This is a genomic window from Salinimicrobium profundisediminis (assembly GCF_026241755.1).
Lineage (GTDB): Bacteria > Bacteroidota > Bacteroidia > Flavobacteriales > Flavobacteriaceae > Salinimicrobium > Salinimicrobium profundisediminis.
In genome coordinates this window covers 75,074-91,222 of sequence record NZ_JAPJDA010000003.1, presented here as the reverse complement: position 1 = coordinate 91,222, position 16,149 = coordinate 75,074, and the positions used below count along the sequence as shown (strand labels likewise).

General features: G+C 39.4%; 12 protein-coding genes. 7 read left to right on the top strand and 5 right to left on the bottom strand.

Annotated features, from left to right (window positions below):
* The first annotated feature begins 120 nt into the window (after positions 1-120).
* The 4 genes from OQ279_RS02720 to OQ279_RS02705 all read left to right on the top strand — a co-directional run bounded on the left by OQ279_RS02720 (position 121) and on the right by OQ279_RS02705 (position 4,084).
* Positions 121-375, top strand: a complete 255-nt coding sequence (locus OQ279_RS02720; protein WP_266068254.1) for an acyl carrier protein — start codon at positions 121-123, stop codon at positions 373-375.
* Positions 372-974 (top strand): 4'-phosphopantetheinyl transferase family protein, encoded by a 603-nt coding sequence (locus OQ279_RS02715; RefSeq protein ID WP_266068253.1) that lies wholly within the window; start codon positions 372-374, stop codon positions 972-974. The genes OQ279_RS02720 and OQ279_RS02715 overlap by 4 nt, the downstream gene beginning before the upstream one ends.
* 60 nt (positions 975-1,034) lie before the next feature.
* Positions 1,035-1,766 (top strand): hypothetical protein, encoded by a 732-nt coding sequence (locus OQ279_RS02710; protein WP_266068252.1) that lies wholly within the window; start codon positions 1,035-1,037, stop codon positions 1,764-1,766.
* Between the two features lie 287 nt (positions 1,767-2,053).
* Positions 2,054-4,084 carry an aconitate hydratase gene (locus tag OQ279_RS02705; protein ID WP_266068251.1) on the top strand — a complete coding sequence of 677 codons (2,031 nt, stop codon included), beginning with the start codon at positions 2,054-2,056 and terminating at the stop codon, positions 4,082-4,084.
* Positions 4,085-4,138: 54 nt separating this feature from the next.
* Here OQ279_RS02705 and OQ279_RS02700 read toward each other — a convergent pair whose 3' ends face one another.
* Positions 4,139-4,705 carry a 3-hydroxyacyl-CoA dehydrogenase NAD-binding domain-containing protein gene (locus OQ279_RS02700; RefSeq protein ID WP_266068250.1) on the bottom strand — a complete coding sequence of 189 codons (567 nt, stop codon included), beginning with the start codon at positions 4,703-4,705 and terminating at the stop codon, positions 4,139-4,141.
* A 201-nt stretch (positions 4,706-4,906) separates the two neighbouring features.
* On the opposite strand from OQ279_RS02700, the gene OQ279_RS02695 reads away from it, so the two are divergent.
* On the top strand, positions 4,907-5,401 hold the full coding sequence (locus OQ279_RS02695; protein WP_266068249.1) for a DUF4251 domain-containing protein: 495 nt from the start codon (positions 4,907-4,909) through the stop codon (positions 5,399-5,401).
* Positions 5,402-5,656: 255 nt separating this feature from the next.
* On the opposite strand, the gene OQ279_RS02690 is transcribed toward OQ279_RS02695, so the two are convergent.
* Together OQ279_RS02690 and OQ279_RS02685 are read right to left on the bottom strand one after the other, a co-directional pair.
* The gene (locus OQ279_RS02690; RefSeq protein ID WP_503167753.1) at positions 5,657-6,097 is read right to left on the bottom strand and encodes a DUF6265 family protein; all 441 of its coding nucleotides are present in this window, start codon (positions 6,095-6,097) and stop codon (positions 5,657-5,659) included.
* A 70-nt stretch (positions 6,098-6,167) separates the two neighbouring features.
* Positions 6,168-8,300, bottom strand: coding sequence for a LytS/YhcK type 5TM receptor domain-containing protein (locus tag OQ279_RS02685; protein WP_266068246.1), 2,133 nt, complete (start codon positions 8,298-8,300; stop codon positions 6,168-6,170).
* A 455-nt stretch (positions 8,301-8,755) separates the two neighbouring features.
* Here OQ279_RS02685 and OQ279_RS02680 point away from each other — a divergent pair, with 455 nt between their 5' ends.
* On the top strand, positions 8,756-11,032 hold the full coding sequence (locus OQ279_RS02680) for a S9 family peptidase (protein WP_266068245.1): 2,277 nt from the start codon (positions 8,756-8,758) through the stop codon (positions 11,030-11,032).
* 86 nt (positions 11,033-11,118) lie between these two features.
* On the opposite strand, the gene OQ279_RS02675 is transcribed toward OQ279_RS02680, so the two are convergent.
* Positions 11,119-11,592: a DUF1569 domain-containing protein gene (locus OQ279_RS02675; RefSeq protein WP_266068244.1), complete on the bottom strand. Its 474-nt coding sequence runs from the start codon at positions 11,590-11,592 to the stop codon at positions 11,119-11,121.
* Between the two features lie 241 nt (positions 11,593-11,833).
* Positions 11,834-13,948, bottom strand: a complete 2,115-nt coding sequence (locus OQ279_RS02670) for an elongation factor G (RefSeq protein ID WP_266068243.1) — start codon at positions 13,946-13,948, stop codon at positions 11,834-11,836.
* A gap of 301 nt (positions 13,949-14,249) precedes the next feature.
* Between OQ279_RS02670 and OQ279_RS02665 the strand changes: the two genes are divergently transcribed.
* Positions 14,250-16,118, top strand: a complete 1,869-nt coding sequence (locus tag OQ279_RS02665) for a M61 family metallopeptidase (RefSeq protein WP_266068242.1) — start codon at positions 14,250-14,252, stop codon at positions 16,116-16,118.
* The last annotated feature ends 31 nt before the right edge of the window (positions 16,119-16,149 follow it).

Below are 16,149 nucleotides of genomic sequence, written 5' to 3'. Positions count from 1 at the left end.
ACCTCACAGGTTTTAAAACCTTTGAGGTCTGGATCAAAATTACAAGCACCAAATTCCAAGAATAGAAGAAAGTGGTCAGAAAACTTTGAACATTAAACTTTAAACTTTGAACCATAAGAAATGGAAACAAAAGAAATAATTTACTGTCTTAAAAAGATTGTGAAACCTTATGTACAGAATGATTTGGCGTTTCAGGATTTTGGGCGGGATACAGATTTTATTAAAGACCTGGAGATCAATTCGGCTAATCTTGTAGATATAGTGCTTGATGTGGAAGATGAATTCAATATCGCCATTGACAATGATTCTATGGACAATATGCTCACAGTGAATGATGCTGTAGAGATCATCAAAACCAAACAGCGGGAACAGTGATAGGGAATGATGTGGTAGACCTGGAACTGGCGCCGCGGCAAAGTAACTGGCGCCGGAAAGGGTTTTTGAACAAGGCCTTTTCAGCAGCAGAGCAGGAGCTTATTCACACCTCAGTAAATCCCGATACAATGGTGTGGCTTTTATGGAGCATGAAAGAAGCGGCGTATAAAGCTCATCAACGGGAGCATGATTTACCGCGCCGCCTTAACTGGCTGGCCCAAAAATGTAAAGTTAGTGTCCTCACTTTAGAAACTGCTTCAGGCGAAGTGGAAATTGAAAACCATACTTACCACACTACTTCAGAAATAACTTCAGATTACATCCTAACTTCCGCAGAAAAAAATAGAGGTTCAGGTGTCAAAGATGGCATTTTTGAGGCCTCTTCTTCCGAAGTAAAAGAGCAGCTTAAAAAAAGGGTTTCAGAAGAGTTTGCCCTCCAAAATTGGGAAATTCAGCTAGAAAAAGACCGCTTTGGAATGCCTTTTTTGACAGGTAATGACGGTTTCTTCTTTAACCGGTTTTCATTGAGCGGGCACGGCAGATTCTACGCTTACAGCCTGTCGTTAATTAACTGTGAAACCACAGTTAAACACTCTTAAGGGCTTTGGACGATTATGGGTGCAGTTGTATCTTTAATTGAATCCAAAAACCAGAACTAAATGAAGAGTGTAGATAAGAAGGAAGTTATTAGCAGCCAGTCGGCCGAATTTATTCAACAAGCTGAAGCGGGAAAATTTCATAAAATGATTCCCGACACTTTTATTATTAAAATGGAAAATGGTGCCCAGGGGTACGCTATAAGGCATTTGAACAGGCAGGATATGCTCCTTATAGATACTACGGCGCAGGGAGCCAAAGAAGGGATCAGGCACCTGGTAGAAGAAGGTTATAAAATCAAAGGAATCCTTGTGACCCATAAAGATGCGCTGCAAAAAACTTACGCGCCGCTTAAAGAAATTTCTGAAGATGCAGGGGGTGCACCTATTTTTAGCCATCCGGTTAATAATGCAAACCTCGATTTCAATGTGCGCGATATCAACTCCAAAAATGACATTTTTAAGCACTTTTCGATAAACCTCACAGATTTCCCTTCAAAAACGGGGGAAACAGCGGTGATCTATTCTGAAATTAATGAAGGAATGATCTTCGCCGGAAATACTGTTGAAGCTACTCCTTATGACGCCGAAGGTGATGAAATCAAGAGAGCCGATACAGGTAGTGAGAACAAGAATCGTGGCATGGGCGAGACCTGGAGGACTTACATGAAAGAATTTAGATACTTCTTTCCTTACAAAGGAAAACCAAAATTCAATCTTTCTGAAGGGCAGCAAAAAGACCTGATAGTGAAATTAGGAAATACCGGGGAAGGCGGAAATAATCCAAATCTCTAGGAAACAACACATAATAAAATAGTTGCCGCCACGGGTCTTTTGCAAAAGTCTTGTGGCGGTTTTTGATTGCAGGACGGGACTATTCCCTGAAGTATTTTCGCGTTGGCTTCAATTTTTAGGATCTAATGAGCCTTAAAAGTTCCGGCAAACGTATATGGAAGATGCTTTTCGGGTAGTCCTTTTCTATTTTAAAATAAAGGTTAAGAACCTGAACTATAAGATATTGTTAAACCACCCACCATTCCGTAGGAAATTTGATAATTTAAAAGGAATAAAATCTTCGAAAAATGTCTAAGCTTAACGTTACTCAAAAACTAATTAAAGAACATCTTCTGAAGGGCGAAATGTCGCCGGGAAAGGAGATAGGAATCAAAATAGACCAGGCTTTGCTGCAGGATGCTACAGGAACCCTGGTGCAACTGGAACTGGAGGCCATGGGACTGGATCGCGCAAAGACTGAAGTCGCCGTGCAGTACGTGGATCACAACCTGTTACAAACCGACTTTAAAAATGCCGATGATCACGCTTTCTTGCTATCGGCGTCGCAAAAATTCGGCATCTGGTACAGCAGGCCGGGAAATGGCGTGAGCCACCCTGTACATATGGAACGTTTTGGAAAACCCGGAAAGACCATGGTAGGATCAGATTCCCACACGCCCGCAGCCGGGTCTTTGGGAATGCTTGCTATAGGAACAGGCGGCCTTGATGTGGCTGCAGCAATTGCGGGCCAACCATATTTTGTAAAAATGCCACAGGTAATGGGAGTGAAGCTCACCGGAAAAATGCCCGACTGGGTAAGTGCTAAAGATGTGATCCTGGAGATGCTTCGCCGGTATGATGTGAAAGGCGGAGTAGGGAAGGTGATAGAATATTATGGTCCCGGCCTGGCAGAATTGAGCGCTATGGACAGACATGTCATCGCTAATATGGGTGCCGAATTGGGTGCAACAACCACAGTCTTCCCTAGTGATGAGATGACCAGGAAATTTCTGAAAAGTCAGGGCAGGGAAGAAGACTGGATCGAACTGGTAGCCGATGAAGGTTGTAGTTATGATTTGGAAGATGAAATTATACTTGATGATCTAATTCCGCTTATAGCCAAACCAACCAGCCCCGGGAACGTTGTTCCTGTAAGAGAGGTAGAAGGTATGGAAATTGGCCAGGTGGTGATAGGATCATCGGCGAATCCCGGGGTTCGGGATTTTTGGGTGGCAGGAGCCATTGTAGACGGTAAAGCTACAAAGGAAGAAGTATCTTTTGATGTTAACCCGACTTCCCGGCAGGTAATACAGAATTTAATTGCCAATAAAGGTTTTGAAAAACTCATTGCAGCAGGAGCGAGGTTCCATCAATCGGGTTGTATGGGATGTATAGGTATGGGGCAGGCACCGGCGTCAGATACCATTAGTTTACGAACAATGCCGCGGAATTTCCCGAGCCGGTCGGGAACTGAAGATGACCAGGTATATCTGTGTAGTCCAGAAACTGCAGCGGCTTCAGCTTTAACCGGAAAGATCACAGATCCGCGTGACCTTGAGAAGCTTTACGATATGAAGTATCCCAAATATGAATATCCCGAAAAAGAGCTTATCAATACTATGATGCTGGTTGCACCGGCTGAGGATGGATCGCAGGTAGAGCTTAAAAAAGGCCCTAACATTAAGTCTTTACCATATATTGAGCCGTTAAGAGAGGCCTGTGATGTACCTGTTTTGCTAAAAATGGGCGATAACATCTCTACCGATGAGATCTTAAGAGCAGGTGCAGAAGTACTTCCTTTTAGAAGTAATCTACCCGAAATAAGCAAGTTCTCGTACTCGGTAATTGATGATACTTTTTACGACAGGGCGCAAAAAGCAAAAGAAAGTCATGGCGGACATATAGTGGTTGCCAAGGACAATTACGCACAGGGGTCGAGCCGGGAACATGCGGCACTTGCACCAAAATATCTTGGGCAAATCGCGGTGATTGCTAATTCTTATGCCCGAATTGCCTGGCAAAACCTGGTGAACTTCGGAATATTGCCATTAGAATTCATTGATATTGCCGACTACGACAAGATTGAGCAGGGCGATGAAGTAAGCCTTTTAAATTTGCGTGAAGATGTGAAGAACAGGAACAATATTCAGGTGGTGATCAATAAGAAAAATGGCCAGAATATTGAAATTGAGACCAGGCACAGCATGAGTGACAGGCAAATCCAGGTGCTGCTTAAAGGTGGAATCATTAATGAGTTTAAGGAACAACTCAAAAACCGGGAGGTGAACGCTGTAAAAGAAAATACAGTTACCGATAATCCCAGAAAGCAGGTAAAGTAAAAAAAAGAAATTGCAGAATTAAAAAGCCCGGTTTTTGACCGGGCTTCTTATATTTTAATCCTGTTGTTCAAGATGCCGGACATGCACTTCCATACCAATATCCTCAGAGAATTGTACTACAGAGTTTAAGACGTCTTTGCGTGTGTTGGGTAAGCTAATAACTTCTATGGATAAAATTTCTTTTAAATTTCCGGTGAAGTGGAGGGTTAGGAATTTATTTGGCCGGCCGGAAATCCTGGCCAGTATTTCGGGATCTAAACCTTTAGAAGTAGTCACAAAAATGCCATTTTTGGGAGCTGTTTTTTGAAGTTCCCTGTAAAAGTTCTTTTTGGCTGCAAGATCTTCAGCAACAGCCTCTATGATTAAATGGGCGTTACCAGCCGCCTCTGTAATATCCATAGAATAGGCAATATTGGCCAGTGCAGCTTCTACATTTTCTTTTGAGGCCTCGAAGTTTTGCTCATAATAATCGGCAAATTCCCGAAACCGGGTTCGGGCTTCTTCCAATAGTCCATAATCTTGGTCATATACAGTTACATCAACGTTTTGGTAGGCAATGTGGAAAGCTAACCGTGCTCCAAACTTTCCGGCCCCAAATACAGTTACTTTTTCAATCTTCATAGCAGTTCGATTTGTCCTCTAAAGGCCCCGTTTACAGACCTTAATGTCCTGTTTATATTTCATAAATGCTGTCAAGAGAATATTAATTTCAACATATTTGAGAAGACTTTAACTTTACAACAAAAAGATTAGAAGGAATACGAAAAATTGGCTATGAACCTTTAAAATTTTGTATTTTAATATTAAAAAATAAATATAATTATGAAAAGACGGTTTTTATTGCTATTTCTTGCTTTAATATTTGTTGCCTGTGGTAGCTCGAACAGGACTAGTGAAGCTTCGGCTGAATACAGGCAAATGTTGGAGAAGGTGCAAAATCTTGATTTTAAGATCGAAAATGATTGGGCAGATCCTGCTAAATACAGTAGAGTCAATCTTATTGGAAACCCAAACCACATTACCTTTGAAGAAGACAATGTAGAAGTATTTTTACCTTTCTTTGGAGAAAGGCAGTTTGGGGGCGGTTATGGTTCTTCAGGAGCAATTGAATACGAAGGGCCTCTAAAAGATCTGGAAATCGAGGAGAAACCAGGAAAGAATCAGGTTCGGATCTTTTTCCGCGGAAATAATGAAAGTGAGAACATGGATTTTAGAATAATTGTTTTTGCGAATGGGAATACGAACACATCGGTAACATCTTCACAAAGGGATCAGATAAGTTACGATGGCCAAATTGTAAAGAAAGATCCTGAATGATTTTTATTTATGTCGGTAAGACTATAATAAAGAAATTTAAAGGCATAACACTGCACACAATTAAAATTAATAGAAACGGGAGGAATAGGGAAAAGAGGTGAAATAATATATTTCTTAAATATTCTATTTTACATAATATAAATTATAGTGCAGAAGTAAATTTAATATTAACACGCACAGAAGTGATTAATAACCAAGGTAGTCGCTATAAAAGTCATTGTTCTCAATAACCTTTATCCTTCTTTAAATTGAGTATCATTTCTGAATTCTTTCAAATTCAAACGGAATTTCCATTTCTCCACCAGAGATGCGGGCCTTTAAAATTTCATCCTCGAAATCATATTTGATAAGTTTTGGAGACTCATTGTTGGGATTTTCACTGGTGAATTGTTCTTTTTCAATATTTGTGACTTTGAAGATAGTTGGCTTTAATTCACCTTTTCCTGTAATTTCTAAGTTCCAGGTATTGTTCAATTTAACTAATTTCATAGTTTCTTTCCAGATGGTATCCCGGTCCTGTAATGTATATCCAATTCCACTATACTCAGAGTTAGTCATTTTTGCCCAGGATTCAAAGGTTGACCTGCCCTCCTGTTCATTCAGTCTTTTCCAGTCGCCTAAAAGCCAGTCAAAGTTTGCTTGCTGCTCTGTAACAGTTGAATAAGATTCGGCATCCTTGCAGGAAAAAAGGATCAACGGGAAGAAAAAGAAGATGATTGTTTTTATTTAAATCAAATCTAATTAACTGTTTGTATCAAAACTGTAATTACTGCGTAGAATTGAGATGCTTGTGCAAGAGCTTTGTTAAGTCATCTTTGTCAATGGGTTTGGGGATATAATCACTACACCCAATCTCAATAAATTTATTCCTGTCGGCAGGCATGGCGAATGCAGTTTGGGCAATAATGGGAATAGTAGAATTAAAGATCCTTATTTTTTGCGTTGCTTCTTCGCCGCTCATTTCCGGCATTTTTATATCCATGAGCACCAAAGAGATTTCAGGATCATTCTTAACCATTTCAACTGCTTCGACACCATTTTGTGCATGTAGAATGTTGGTTATACCCATATTTTCAACGATCTTTTTCAGAATTAAGTAATTCAATTTATCATCTTCAGCAATTAAAATCTTATGGTTTGGTAATGGGGCTATTTTATTTTCCACCTTGCCTTCATTGGGTATTGTATGCTTGACTTCATCTTTGGGAATGCTAAAAAAGAAGGTGCTGCCCTTCCCTTCTTCAGATTCCACCCAGATATTCCCTCCCAACATTTCGGCATAAGCTTTGGCTATTGATAGCCCTAAACCAGAGCCTTCATGTGGCCGACTTAAACTGGAATCTGCCTGCACAAATCGGTCGAAAATGACATCAAGTCGATTTTCCGGAATCCCTATGCCGTTATCTTTTATATAAAAAACAATGTTTCCATGCTCATCAAAACTTCCCATTTCAATAATGCCGTCTGTGGTAAATTTATTGGCATTACTCATTAAATTGATAATAATACCATTCAGCATATTTTTATCGGTATGCAGGATGGTGTTTGTATGAAGATATTTGCTGGTACATATTATCTTATTATTCTTTTTACCGGCTATTGGGGTCGCAACATTTACGTGATTCGTTAATACTTCAGAAAGGTTAAAGTCAGATTTATTGACCTTTATTTGCTGAGTTTCTACCTGGGAAATATCTATTAGATCATTGACAGTAGAAAGCAGTCTGTTACCACTTAATCGTAATACTTCATAATACTTTTCCCTCATCTCTTTCCCTACCGAAGATTCTTTTAAGAGGCTGATAGCGCCCATGATTGCATTAATGGGAGTACGAATTTCGTGACTCACATTTTGTAGAAAAACACTTTTTAGGCGATTGCTTTCTTCTGCTTTTTCCTTTGTTTCTTTCAGATTTTCTAGTGTGGCTTTTTTTTCTGTAATATTCTCGCCCAAACTGGCTATACCCTTTATTTTTCCATAATCATCAGTAATAACCGAGTTATACCAGGAGACATAAAGTTCTCTATTGTCTTTTGTAAGTATCTTACTCTCAAAATGATGCAAATCTCTGTTCTTTTCAAATAATTCTCTAAGACCTTTTTCTGTATTTTCTTTTTCATCTACAGGTACAAAAATATCAACAGAGTTTTTGCCAATAAGCTCTTCCTCGGTATACCCGGTAATGGAAAGTAAATACTCATTGCAAAAAATGATCTTGCTGTTGATATCAATATTTATAAAGATCATATTGATGTCGAGCATCATTTTAGTAAATCGCTGCTCAGATTCATATAACCTCTCCTTGGCTTTTCGGTTTCTCCAGTTTTCCAACTGAGCGTTCATCAAATGTCCAAGGAGTACTGTGATTACAGGATATATTGTCAATATGGGGATAGCCATAAATTTCACGAGGGTATCAGATCCTTCCCTTGGAAATATAATAGGTAAGAGCAACATAAACACATGCACTATTACTCCCAAAACATATAAGGACAAAATATTGTTTTTACCTCCTCGTCTCTGTTGAAGTTTTCTCCACGCTATACCTGTCAAACCAGAAATAAGAACAAGACACACTCCAAGGAAGACATTATCGCCCCCAAGAAACATACGGTAAGCAACTGTAATTATAATAGCTATAATTGTAGGGATAGCCCCAAGGTATAAGCCAGAAATGGCCAGTAATATCGTTCTAAGATCAAAATAATGCCCCGGCTGATACGTCCATGGGGTAAACATGAGAAGAATGCCAATACCACCAACAATAAAACCAGCAAAAATATTGGGCCATAGTTTTTTAGAATGGGTAGAATCTATCCACCGGGTGGCATATAAAAAACTGAAAACCAGTAGCAGTGCAACGTTTTGTATTAATCCAGAAAAATAAGAGTAATCCATATTTTAAGGGGAATTATAGGGGAAATCTGTTTTAGGGCTGAAAACCTTATCAACTTGATGGTATATTAGGTGATATGGATTAAGATTACAGGATTTTTCGATTTACTGTTTTAGTTGGGTATCATTGATTTATATACTACGAAATATAAGAATTAATTGGTAAATAGATATTTTATGTTTTCCTATTCCCATTGCTTATGATTCCTGCTGAATTTTTCAAAATAAGTGATGAAATTGTTCTTAAATCTATATATAAAGAGCTCTATTTCTGAAGTCAAAAAAAATGTTGTATTATTTCTTCTGAAAAGGAATTCTATAGTAGAAAACATATAAATATATTTCATATAAAGTGCACAAAAATAAAATAAAAGTCTAATTTTAAAAGAATTAGAGCATGAATTAACCAACCAACCTAAACCAAAATGAAACATATATTTTTTAAATTTTCAATTTTTATGATTTTACTATTTAGTAGTACCCTCACGAAGGCTCAGGAGATCACCGGAACCTGGGAAGGGAAATTAAATGTTCAGGGTAATGAACTGCCCCTGAAATTTGACATTACAAAAGAAAACGACTCTCTATCGGGCACTATGGATAGCCCTTTACAAGGTGCTTTTGGTTTACCTCTCGATAAGGTTGAGCTCGAAAAAAATCAGGTACTCCTCTCCTATTCAAAAATTGGCGCTACTTATACCGGTACTCTTGAGGGCGAAACTATCAATGGAACCTTTAAGCAGGCGGGACAGGAATTTCCACTGGTGCTAAATAAGGTGGAGAAAACTGTTCCCGGGGATCCTACGCTGCCTTCCTCAGAAAAAGAACTGGAGCAACTGTCGGCTTACGACCAGGGAAACTACAAATATGATGTGAAAGATTACTTTGCCAAACCAAAGGCGAGTTCTTTCCAATTTTCGCCCGATGGTAAATTTATGTCGTACCGGGAAAAGGATGAAAATGCTAAAAACCATGTCTTTGTGAAGAACCTGGAAACTAATGAGATCACCCGGGCAATTGTTGAGAAGGATGAATTGGTTCGTGGCTATGGCTGGGCTAATGAAGACAGGTTACTTTATGTGATGGATAAAGGCGGAAACGAGAATTATCATTTGTATGCCGCAGATGTGGATGGCTCCAATACGATAGATCTTACACCTTTTGAAGGAGTTCAAACCCAGATCCTGGATCTTTTAAAAGATGATAAAAATTTCGTTATCGTCTCCATGAACAAAGAAAATGCCCAGGTTTTTGAGCCTTATAAAGTAAATATAGAAACAGGTGATCTTGAAAAGCTTTACAGCAATGACGATATAGCAAATCCTATCATGAACTACCTTTTTGATAAAGATGGTACATTGAGAGGCTTTGTACGTCTACGTGAAGGTGTTAATATGGATCTTTACAACAATAAAGACGTAGATAGTAAGGAGTTTGAAATAGTTAAACAGATCAACTGGAAAGACACTTTTAATCCGACTCTAAATTATGCCACAGATTATCCACATGATGCTTACGTGGTTTCAAACCTTGAAACCGACAAAAACACGGTTTACCTGTACGACCTGAAGGAAGATAAGGTGATCAAAAAGTTGTTTACCAACGACAATTATGATATTTCGGGAGTTTCCCTTTCACGTCATCGTGATTATGAACTTGATTACTACACTTTTGAAGGGGAAAAGCGGGAAATTGTACCTATTAGCGACTACTATAAAAAACTGCATAACCGAATCACCAGTGAATTTCCCGATAAGCAGTACTCAATAGCCGATAAAACCGATGACGAATCAAAATACCTGGTTTTTCTACAAAGTGATAAATTGTATGGCGAATACTGGTCTTATGATGTAGCGCAAGATAAATTTGAACTGCTGTACAACCTTATGCCCCAGCTCAAGGCAGAAGATATGGCCGAAATGAGACCAATTACTTTTACCAGCCGGGATGGAAAAACCATACATGGTTATATTACCCTTCCTAAGGCCGCTGTGGAGGGGCAAAAGGTGCCTGTAATCGTTAATCCGCATGGTGGTCCGCAGGGAATAAGAGATTCCTGGGGCTTTAATCCCGAGGCGCAATTGTTTGCCAGCCGCGGCTACGCAACCCTGCAGGTGAACTTCAGAATTTCGGGTGGTTACGGTCGTGAATTTATGGAGTCAGGATTTAAACAAATCGGAAGAAAAGCCATGGATGACGTGGAAGACGGATTAAAATACGTCATTGCACAGGGCTGGGTAGATCCCGATAAAGCAGCTATTTATGGTGGTAGCCATGGTGGGTATGCTGTGTTAAGAGGCCTTACAAAGACTCCGGATCTCTACGCTGCGGGTGTGGATTATGTTGGGGTTTCTAACCTTTTCACTTTTATGGAAACAATTCCGCCTTACTGGAAGCCTTATGAGAAGATCCTGAGGGAAATCTGGTATGACGAAAATGTTCCTGAAGAAAAAGCAATTATGGATGAAGTATCACCGGTGTTCCACATAGAGAAGATCAAGAAGCCTTTGTTCGTGGTACAGGGTGCGAATGATCCCCGCGTGAATATTGATGAATCTGATCAAATTGTGAGAGCGCTACGGGCTAAAGGCGTAGACGTTCCATACATGGTGAAATACGACGAAGGCCACGGCTTCGGAAAAGAAGAAAACCGTATTGACCTTTATGAAGCTATGATGGGCTTTTATGCCAAGCATCTAAAAGATGAAGAACTGCAACCACAATTCAGGGATTAAGTACGATTTATTCCCAAAGCAGCCTCTCAAAAATGCCATTTTTGAGAGGCTGCTTTTTTGTTCACATACCTCTTACATCGGGAAAATTATTTTGTCTTGCTGCCAACCACATCCCGAATGATCTTAAGATGATGTTCAGTATGGATTACAAGGAACTTTGCCGTTTCATCCCTTTTGATGTGCCCAAAATATGGATGCTCAAAAAAGGCTTTTTTAGGCAGCTTTGAAATCCCGGTGATCTTACGGCTGACTTTGAATATTTGATCCCGCAGCTCTTCTTCGGAAATATTATCTTCCGGAATTACCTTTTTTGGGGCCCGGGCTTTCCCCCTGGGAATTTTTCCTGTGAGATAAACCAGTTCCTTTTTCCAGCTGAAGGTCTTTCTATATTGAGCAGGATCTGATATATCAAGAGAACTAAGAATAGAATGTATCACTTTTAAACTATGTGCGAGGTGCCAGCCTACCGGTGCTTTAGAAATTTCAGGATTTTTCTGAGTCTTAAACGCTATGTAGGTTTTCATTTCTTCTAATTGCCCCTGTAATTCTTCTGCTTTCATTAATTGTACATTATATTTTTTAAAAGTAAGTAAAATTACCGAGGCTCTTAATAAGCCCTCATTTTCAATAGAATATCAACCTTAATTATTCCCTTTTCTTCTGAAAATAAGGTTTGTATATTTTTCAGAAAGCCACATAAAACCATGGGGTAGTTGCCTGTTATTCAGGTGAATTAAATATAAAAGTTGAAAAGAAATTGTTTTTAGAATTTAATACTTCACCTCTTAATTTTTTAAACTGTTATTGTACCAGTTCCTTAGTGGTCAATTGATCCTGAATGTTAGCAGGAACGGGCTGATATCCGTTAAAACTGGTACTAAAGGTGGCTCTTCCTTTTGTAAGGGATCTAAGTTCGGTTGAGAATCCAAATAATTCAGTTTCGGGCGCCACGCATTTTAAAACCTGGTAATGGTCTGCACTTTCTATTCCCTGAATAATGGAACGCCTGCTTTGTAACTCGGTCATAACATTGCCCACCATTTCTTCGGGCACCTTCAGTGTGAGATCAAGAGCAGGTTCCAGTAGTTTGGGATCTGCATCCAAAAATGCCTTTTTAAAGGCATGAGCCCCAGCAATTTTAAAAGAAATATCATTGGAATCTACACTGTGCATTTTTCCGTCATAGACCATAGCACGTACATCCCTGATGTATGAACCTGTTAAAGGCCCTTCTTCCATTACTTCAATGATCCCTTTCATTACCGATGGAAGGTAGCGTTGATCTATCACCCCCCCAACAATGCAGTTATAGAACACCAGTTTTCCACCCCACGGAAGATCGATCTCTTCTTTTCCTCTGATGTTAAAACCTTCAGGTTCGGGCATATTCTCCTCCCAGGGTTCGATCTTTAGATGTACTTCTGCAAACTGCCCAGAACCACCAGATTGTTTCTTGTGCCTGTAGTTTGAAGCCGAAGAACGCTGAATGGTCTCTCTAAAAGCAATTTTCGGTTTTTCAAAACTGGCTTCCACACCATAAATATTTTTAAGCAGCCAGTCTATAGTAGCTAGATGAAGTTCGCCCTGGCAGGATAGTATCAACTGTCTGGATTCATTGGAAAAAGAAATATCTACGGTGGGATCCTGACTGTGTATCTTTTTTAATGCCTCGCTCAGCTTTTCCTCATCTTTTGTATTTACTGCCGCTACAGCCCTCTTTATCCGTGGTTGCGGATAATTTATCGGCTTTATCGTAATTCCTTCTTCCGAAGCAGCAAGAGTGTCATTTGTTTCGGTATGCTTCAGTTTTAAAGTGGCTCCTATATCGCCTACCACCAGCTTTTGAATAGGATTTCTTTCTTTACCATCCATAATAAAAAGCTGGTTGAGAACTTCTGTTTCTCCGTTTCTGGAGTTCACCAGCTTATCATTTACTTTCACTTCCCCCCTTTTTACTTTAAAAAAGGTTACCTGGCCCAGGTTTGGTTGATGTACTGTTTTAAAAACAAAAAGCACAGGGGAATCTGCCCTTTTTGGAGAGATTTCTTTTCCTTCTACACTTATTTCGGGTTTAAGATCTATTGCTGCGGGGGCCACATTATCAATAAAGCCCATGAGTCTTCCACTTCCCATATCATTTAATGCAGAGGTGCAGAAGACCGGGAAAAGGTCATAATTAAGCATACCGGCCCTTATTCCTTTTCGCATTTCATCTTCGTTAAGTGTGCCCTTTTCAAAGAATAATTCCATTAATTCCTCGTCATTTTCAGCTGCTTTTTCTACTAATTCATTGTGCAGGGCAAGAGCTGTGGATTGTTGATCTTCAGGAATAGGAAATTTTTCGGGTTTTCCTCCTTCCGAAGAAAATTTATACATTTTCATCTTGAGCACGTCAATAATACATTGAGCCCCGTCTTTTATCAACGGATACTGGATTTTAACTGCCCCATTACCCACCAGGCTTTTTACGCTGTTAAAGCTACTCTCAAAATTAAGCCCCGGATGGTCAATCTGATTGATTACAAACACAGTTGGCTTGTGGTAGCCCTTAATGTAGTTCCAGATAATCTCTGTGCCAACTTCTACACCATACTGGCCGTTAAGAACAGTAACTATGGTATCTGCCACTCTAATGGAAGAAATGATCTCCCCAATATAATCATCAAGTCCCGGAGTATCTATGATGTTGATCTTGTAGTTACGCCATTCGGTATGTAGGGGGGTAGCAAAGATCGAATTTTCTTTTTCGTGTTCAATGTCATGATAATCTGATACTGTATTTTTAGCTTCTACAGTACCCCGCCTGTTTATTAAGCCGGCTTCAAATAACATAGTCTCTGCCAAAGTAGTCTTACCGCTGTTATGAGCGCCAAAAAGGACTACATTTTTGATGTGTTTTTCATCGTAAATTTTCATCTTTTAAGATTTTAATGAAACAAGAAGGAAAGAGAATGAGAGAATTCCGGTGAAAATTTTGGAGAAGAGCATGACGATTACACATTTGTCCCGGATTTCGATACTAAAATTTACTCCTTTAAATTTATTGTTTTCCTATCTTATTTTTTCAGAAAAAATGAGTTTTTTAGCTTTTACATGATAAATATCATAAATAATGGTCTTTAATAAGCCTGAACCTATAATTGAGTAGTTTTAGCAATTCCTTCTTCTTTGTAACGTTTCACTAAATGACAGGTCTTATTTATAAATTAAAAACTTAATGAAAAAAATAATCTATGCGCTGGCGATATCAGCTTTCGCCCTGGGATGCAAAACTTCACAATCTACAATTTCTGAAAAGGAACCTGTTCTTGCCACTTTAGACCTGGTTAATGTAAAAGATGACAAGGTCATGGTGACTGTAGACCCCGGCAAAATAAATACCGAAACCATAATTTTCTACATTCCTAAAATGGTGCCCGGCACCTACTCTACTTCCAATTATGGCGCCTATGCCGAAGATCTCAAGGCTTATGATCACAAAGGAAATGAATTGCCTGTAACGGTTTATGACGAGAACAGCTGGGGCATTTCAAACGCCACCAGGCTTGATAAAGTAACCTACTGGATGAATGATACTTTTGACGTTTCAGGGGAAGGTGGCATATATTCTATGGCCGGAACAAACATCAATGAAGGAAAAAACTTTCTTCTGAATCTTCACGGCTTTGTAGGGTACTTTAATGATCTTACCGAAGAACCTTATCAACTGGAGATCATTAGAGCAAACGATCTTTATGCAGGAAGTGCTTTTGATCTTGCTCAATCTTCAGAAATTAAGCCGGGAGTAACGAAGGATATCTTTCGTGCCAGCCGGTATTTTGCAGTGACCGATAACCCTATCATGTACGCGGCACCAGATACTGTGAGCTTTAAAGTAGATCAAATGGATGTGCTGTTGCACGTGTACTCGCCTACAAAGAAGTTCAATGCACAGGATTTTAAACCTGGAATGGAAAAAATGATCACGGCACAAAAAGATTTTCTGGGCGAGATTGATGATACCAACAAGTATGCGATTCTCCTTTACCTTTCAGCCACCCCTGGTGATGGCGATGCTGCCAAGTTTGGAGCGCTTGAACACCACACCTCTACTGTTGTGGTTATGCCTGAAGAAATGGAAAAAGAAAGCCTTGACGAGTCTCTTAAAGATATAGTTTCTCATGAATTCTTCCATATTTTGACCCCGCTGGGAGTACATTCTAAAGAAGTTCATTATTTTGATTACAACGATCCGCAAATGTCAAGGCATCTGTGGCTTTACGAAGGGGTTACCGAATATTTTGCAAACCTTTTCCAGGTAAAGCAGAAGCTTATTTCAAACCAGGATTTCTACGACAGGATACAGGAAAAGATAGCGGTATCTCAAAGGTTTGACGACAGTATGTCTTTTACTGAGATGAGTCGTAATATCCTGGAAGATGAATATAAAGACAGCTATTATAACGTTTATCAAAAAGGAGCTCTTATTGGAATGGCCCTGGATATAAGGTTGCGCGAATTGAGCAATGGAGAAATGGGGCTGCTTGATCTTATGAAGCAACTTACCACAATGTATGGTAAGGATAAACCTTTTGAAGATGAAGAACTATTCCCGGTTATTACTGAACTTACTTATCCCGAAATTGGAGAATTCCTGAACACTTATGTGAGCGGCACAACGCCTATTCCCTATGATCAATTCTTTACAAGAGTAGGCCTGGAAATGCGGCAGGGACAGGTTGCTGTAGATTATTTCTTAAAAGATCCTTCTACCCCATTTATTACAGTAAATGAAAATGGAGAGATTGTACTACGTGATGATGTGGAATTAAGCACCTTTTTTGAAGAATTGGATCTTATGGGCGGAGATGTGATAAAATCTGTCAACGGGAAGACCTATAATGTTCAAAACGTATATGATCTTATTGGAGATGCTGCAAAATGGTCTGTTGGTGATGCTATAGAATTTGTTGTGGAACGAGGTGGTGAAGAACTGAAAATCGAAGGCAAAGTAGTGGAACCCATGTCTACAGGTAAACGCCTTGTAGAGATCATGAACCCTAACGGGGAACAAATGGAGTTACGCCACAGCTGGTTAAAATCATAGAAACAGAAAGAGCGACAGTAAATATTTACTG